Annotated in this window: 5 protein-coding genes; all 5 read right to left on the bottom strand. The window is 40.8% G+C overall.

The genetic code is table 11. The features are described from left to right. Positions 1 to 285: 285 nt before the first annotated feature. A complete protein-coding gene (locus tag JUF22_RS13695) occupies positions 286 to 1,038 on the bottom strand; it encodes a replication initiation protein (RefSeq protein ID WP_203647216.1) in 753 nt (250 codons plus the stop codon). A 470-nt stretch (positions 1,039 to 1,508) separates the two neighbouring features. Then, positions 1,509 to 2,168 (bottom strand): hypothetical protein, encoded by a 660-nt coding sequence (locus tag JUF22_RS13690; protein ID WP_203647214.1) that lies wholly within the window; start codon positions 2,166 to 2,168, stop codon positions 1,509 to 1,511. Beyond that, positions 2,165 to 3,499 (bottom strand): relaxase/mobilization nuclease domain-containing protein, encoded by a 1,335-nt coding sequence (locus tag JUF22_RS13685; protein ID WP_203647212.1) that lies wholly within the window; start codon positions 3,497 to 3,499, stop codon positions 2,165 to 2,167. The genes JUF22_RS13690 and JUF22_RS13685 overlap by 4 nt, the downstream gene beginning before the upstream one ends. Continuing rightward, on the bottom strand, positions 3,478 to 3,789 hold the full coding sequence (locus tag JUF22_RS13680; protein ID WP_203647199.1) for a plasmid mobilization protein: 312 nt from the start codon (positions 3,787 to 3,789) through the stop codon (positions 3,478 to 3,480). The genes JUF22_RS13685 and JUF22_RS13680 overlap by 22 nt, the downstream gene beginning before the upstream one ends. Before the next feature lie 1,037 nt (positions 3,790 to 4,826). Then, positions 4,827 to 5,300, bottom strand: a 474-nt coding sequence (locus tag JUF22_RS13675) for a hypothetical protein (RefSeq protein ID WP_203647197.1), incomplete at its 5' end; no start/stop codon positions are given.

The following is a 5,300-nucleotide window of genomic DNA, read 5'->3' as shown; positions in this document are numbered from 1 at the left end:
TCCTTTGATGAATCAGATACTTCAGTAGTCAAAGCGTTATTGTCGGAACTTGTATTAGTTGGCCCTTGATCTGCTGAAGCATGGGCTAATGTTAATCCTAAGAATAAAGTAGTAGCTACTAATGAAAGACTCATTTTTACTAAATTTTTCATATATACCCCTCCCAAATAAGAACAATCTAATTATTTTCTAATTATCTTTTAACCTAACACATGCTAATACTATCTGCAACACAAATTCGTGAACTACTGGAATTCAACTAGCATCATGCGTGGTATTTAATTTCTAATTCACCATTTTATTTCTATCAAGAATTTCGAGTCGATATGCTACTATTTTGCGTCCATGTTTTAGAGAGGTTAGAGTGCACTCGGCATTAAGTTTTTCTTCTAACTCTTCTGTGGCACGTTTTAGAACGCTGGTATAAAACCTGCTAGCACTAACCCGGCGCCCCTTACCTAAGAACCAGCCTTGCCAATCCTCGGTTGAACCATTAATTGTGGTAACAATAGCGTCACCTTGTCGGTAGGATTCCCATAATTTTAATAGAATAAGACCGTACTTGCCGTTAATACGGCTAAGTTCTCTGAGATGGAAACTATAGAAGTTCTTTTTAAGATCAAAAACAAGCGGTGCGGCGTCTTCTGAGAATTTAAACTGAACTGTACCTGATTCACCAAAGACAATCCGACCGAACAATTGAGTCATAAGGATCCCTTTCTCACCACTTGCTAGTGTTGTAGGGAGATATAAGGCAGTGTTTTCGTTCAATGTTTTAAACGCCCTTGCAATGCGCTCATAAGAGTCTCCAGATGTATTCAGGCCAAAATGCTTGATAACCTCAATGGCAGTCACTTCATAAATTTTATTGGCAGTGTCATCTTCTTGGACAAAGCTAAAACAGTAGTCTAGGACACGTTGCTCAAAAGCTTTGAGTCCACCAAAAGACTTAGCAAGGTCATTGCCTTGTACAACTAAGTAATCTTGTCGACTTAGCAACTTGTCTAGGGCTTTTTGAGCTTTTTTATTTTCAATCAATTTAATTTCCCCATTTCCTTAAAAAACATTATATCATTTAAAACATACAAAAACATTTTTTTATGGTAGATGTGTTTTTTAACGTGGAAAATGTGTTTTTTAACGTGGAAAATGTGTTTTTTAACGTGGAAAATGTGTTTTTTAACGTGGAAAATGTGTTCTTTAACCTCCGTAGACCTTGACATGACGGGATTTGTTGTCGCCCTAAAGTATTTAAAAGTAATTAAAAGTATCCGTGAAAGTATCTTACTGACGCGCGAGGGGGGTAAAAAAATTTTGATTTCAAAAAAAAATGGCAATGATACAGCCGCTTAACCAACCCAAAAAATTTACTGCTATCAATTGCCATAGATATATATCTAAGATATAGAATCAAAAGACGTGGCTCAGAAGAAGCCTCGACTGTCGCTCGGCGGCTAGAACCAGACAGTGCTAGGAGGCCTTATTTTGCGTTCTAAGCTCATTTAGCGCTACCAGCGCGTATTCTTCTGTTTCTTCCAAAACAAGAGCTTAGACGGCTCAAAATCGCCTAATTGTCCGACAGCTTCCACAAGCAACAAGAAACTGACCATAATGGCGACAGCAAGAATAATTACGCCAAGAAGGCCAAGCAAAATGGCACCATACGGGTGTTGCGGTTGGATTGCGATCACGGTAGCGTACAGTTTGTGTAACCCCCAGCCCTGCCAAATTCCTTGATATACCAGTCTTTCAAGCAGAAAGAAGATAATCGTTACGAGCAACAAACATACTGCGAACCCCGCTAGTGTAGGCATTAACATTTGCCAGAATTGCTGTTTGCGCATGGATTCTAATTTGGCTTGTTGCTGACGGAGTTCCGTTTGTTGCTGTTCCAATTGTTTAGTAATACTATGCCGAAGCTGTTGGGGGTCGATTTTCGCCAAGTTATCGTTCAATATGCGGTCAATCTCTTGGTGATACCAAGCCTGTTCGTGTTTCAAGGCTTCTTCCTGTTTGGCGTGAAAATCAGTCGTGCTGTAGGTAAACGCCATTTGTTGCGCGGCCGCGTCTTTGACTATTTTTTGTAAGTCAGGGACATTGGTTAAATCAATTTGACCGTTGACATAAGCGGTCAGGATTTGTTTGGCTAGCTCTTCGCTTTGGCTCATCTTTTGAGACCCCCTCGGTTGTGATGGTAAGTTTGGCTTGGTTGCTGTTTTTGTGGTTTCGGTGCGGTTCGTTTAGCCAAATCTTGTTTAATTACCGCTTGTCGATTTTGCTCTTTGCGTGCCATATCTGCTTTAAAACGACTCGCCACGTCCTGATACAAATGCTTGTCGGCGATTAGCTGTTTAGCTTGTTCTGCAAATCGATGTAGGCCGTCTGTAAATCCGCGTACGTAGTTTGCAAATCTTGTAACTCGGTCTCTAAATCGTCGTTTGCGGTTGTATTGGCGGTTATAATCGGTTCCCAAGTTGCGAGTAGCTTGCTCTGTTTGTCCAGTTGCGACTGTAAGACGTTCAATACCTTTAGCTGATTGAGAAGTTGCTGGTTCTCGTGATTTAACGTTTCGTTCTCGTTGTTCAGCCTGCTGTTTTCGCTGTTCAAACGCTCGACTAAGCGTTGAAGTTCGGCTATTTGAAGCTGATTGGCTTGGCTGTTTATCTCTTCGCTCCAGCTCATTAAAAATTTGCTCCTTTTCGTAATCTGCACCTAAAGTTTTGCCACGAACTCGTCGGTGCTTGTTTTCAGCGTCTAAGAACTCGAATGAGAGACTTTTTCCACGTTCGTGTGTAATTATGCCAGATTCAGCTAAACGCTCCGATAACGCCTTATATGAGCTCACAGAGGTATTCTTCATAACAGAATCAATGTGGGCGCGTAAATCATCTTTCCAAACATACTCATTTTTGGCTTTGAGTTGGCGCTCAGCCATCGTCCGCCGTTCATGTGGGGATTTAGACCTCTCAATCACCGAAAGGCCGTGTTCCCGGCAAATATCGTCACTGATGGCAGATAAACGTTGCCAGTCGTGATGTTGATGATATTTTTTCCCATTCTTGAGGTTAGGCATGTTCACGACAATATGATTATGGAGCTTGTGACCGGTACCATCTAGCTGAGTGTAAATGGCGACTTGATGGCCCGAAAAAGCTTTTCTAGCGAGCTGGTAGCCGATTTCGTTAGCTTTCTGCCAATCCTTTGGATTAGCTGGGTTCAGGTCAGACGTGGAGAACGATTGAATGACCCGAACAGTCTCTTTACCAGTCGTCCCAAAAGCGCTTCTAGTGGCTTTCATTTGCGTACTAGCAAACTCAGGATCAACGTTCATGCCACTTTTAACGACCGCACGGTCATGCAATTGGTCAACGACATGGCTATCAACCCCACTTTTTAGGAGAAATTGTTTGGTTGACGCTTTAAGCTTCTCTTTCCCCTCAGCATACCTAACGGCCGCTGTACCGCTGGTGGCTTGGGTTATTTTCCCAATTGTTGCCATAAGGCGTTCACCTCTTGTCGTAAGCTGTCAATTGTGTGTGAATCGATAGCCTTAGATTCGTGGGCCAATTTAGTTAGTTGATTCAGGTTATTAGCCATGCCTGATAGCTTACGAATCATGACCTGTTGCGATTGCGCTGGAAGTTGTGGCTTAACCAGCTTTGATTTGAGTAAAACTTGCTTAGCATATTTGCCAACAGATAAGCCAAGCACTTCTGCGGATAGTTTGACCTTTTCTAATTCAGTATCACTAAGCCGGATATTGATTTGTGTGCGCTTAGTTTCAGACATAAAAGCACCCCTAAAGAAATTCAATTAAACTCGTTATTCACTCGCTTACTTTCATAGCCGACTAAGGATAAATACTCCCTATTCGGTCATGTTTATACTAACTCGGCTTTTAGGGTATGGCAAGCGGGGCAAAGTGTAGACAAATCGCTGACGCAATTTGACCACACTTCGCACTTGCAAGGGGGCTGCTGACGCTCCCCCTTGACCCCCAAAGTCAGACCCAAAACCCAAACCGGACACCCTACCTTTTTGTTCCCAAAAGGTAGCCCAAAAAAGTCTCAAAAGCTGACAGTTTGCTTTTCGCAAATTGTCGGCTTTTGAGACAAAAAAGAGCCATATTTGCTTTTCGCAAATATGACCTTTTTCGTATGGTAGCTGTTCAATCTGCCACTATAGTGTATGTTGCCCGCAATTGTGACAACACCACTTTACTTAGTGGCAAAAGGTTTTTTTAACTTCTCAAATAAAATAACTTTTTACCAGACTAGTAACTTAATAGGGTAAGGTTAGGGTTGATGTTACCCAATATACTAAGACAAGAAACACTAGTTTTATCCATTTTTTGGATAAAGAAGCGTTTAGAGAAGAGCACCATCTAATAAAATAGTTATCATAATTTTGGAATCTATTGTTGTAAATGGTTTGAATGGAAACCAGTGAGAGCATATAGATTAAAATGATGTAATCGAGTTGGCGAATTAAACGCAATATGCAGGTAAGCAGATTCCCTGAAGAAAGGGCTAGAATAGTATAACTTATTCCTCCAAGCATCATTGTTACTTCGATAAATAACAAAAGCTTTGTAAAAATCATATGAGGAATAACTGAGACGACAAGATATCCAGCTATTACAAGAATAAGATCTTCAAATGCGTTCAGTGTAGCGCCTACACTGAATTGATTTAGCGGATTAAGATGAATCTTATCAATATGAATCCAATTTAACACTAAAAAAATGATAAAGAAGACGGACATCGCTAAACCAGATAACAGCAAATTACGTTTCGTTATTTTAAGATTTTTGGTGATTCTAATTATTAAGCTTTCCATTGTTCTTCAACCGTTCCAGTTAAGTGAGTTCTAGATGAATTACTGTACGCCTTGGTTACTACTTTGAGATATACATGTCCCGCGTTTTTTGCGGTGTAGCGAGAAGCAGTGTACCAGGCATGCCCATGTACCCCCTTTTTAATTAGAGCATTCCCCAGGGAGTCTTGACCATAATGCAGGTATTCACCTCCAAGTTGAGTTAAAAATTGTGATACAGTCAAATTGTTGAATTTCTTAGTGCTCTGTAAATGCCAAGATAATCCACTGCCACCAATTACCATGAAAGTTGAGAACGGTGTAGTGTCGTCGTTAGAAATTGCGGCTGTTTGAGAATTGTTATTAGCGTTGCCATCGTTGATGATAGTATCATTGATATCTGCAGAATCCTTTGATGAATCAGATACTTCAGTAGTCAAAGCGTTATTGTCGGAACTTGTATTAGTTGGCCCTTGATCTGCTGA

Source organism: Levilactobacillus lanxiensis, assembly GCF_016861655.1.
In the GTDB taxonomy this organism is placed as follows: Bacteria; Bacillota; Bacilli; order Lactobacillales; family Lactobacillaceae; genus Levilactobacillus; species Levilactobacillus lanxiensis.
Note: the sequence above shows the minus strand (reverse complement) of the source record. Positions and strands in the feature narration are given on the sequence as shown.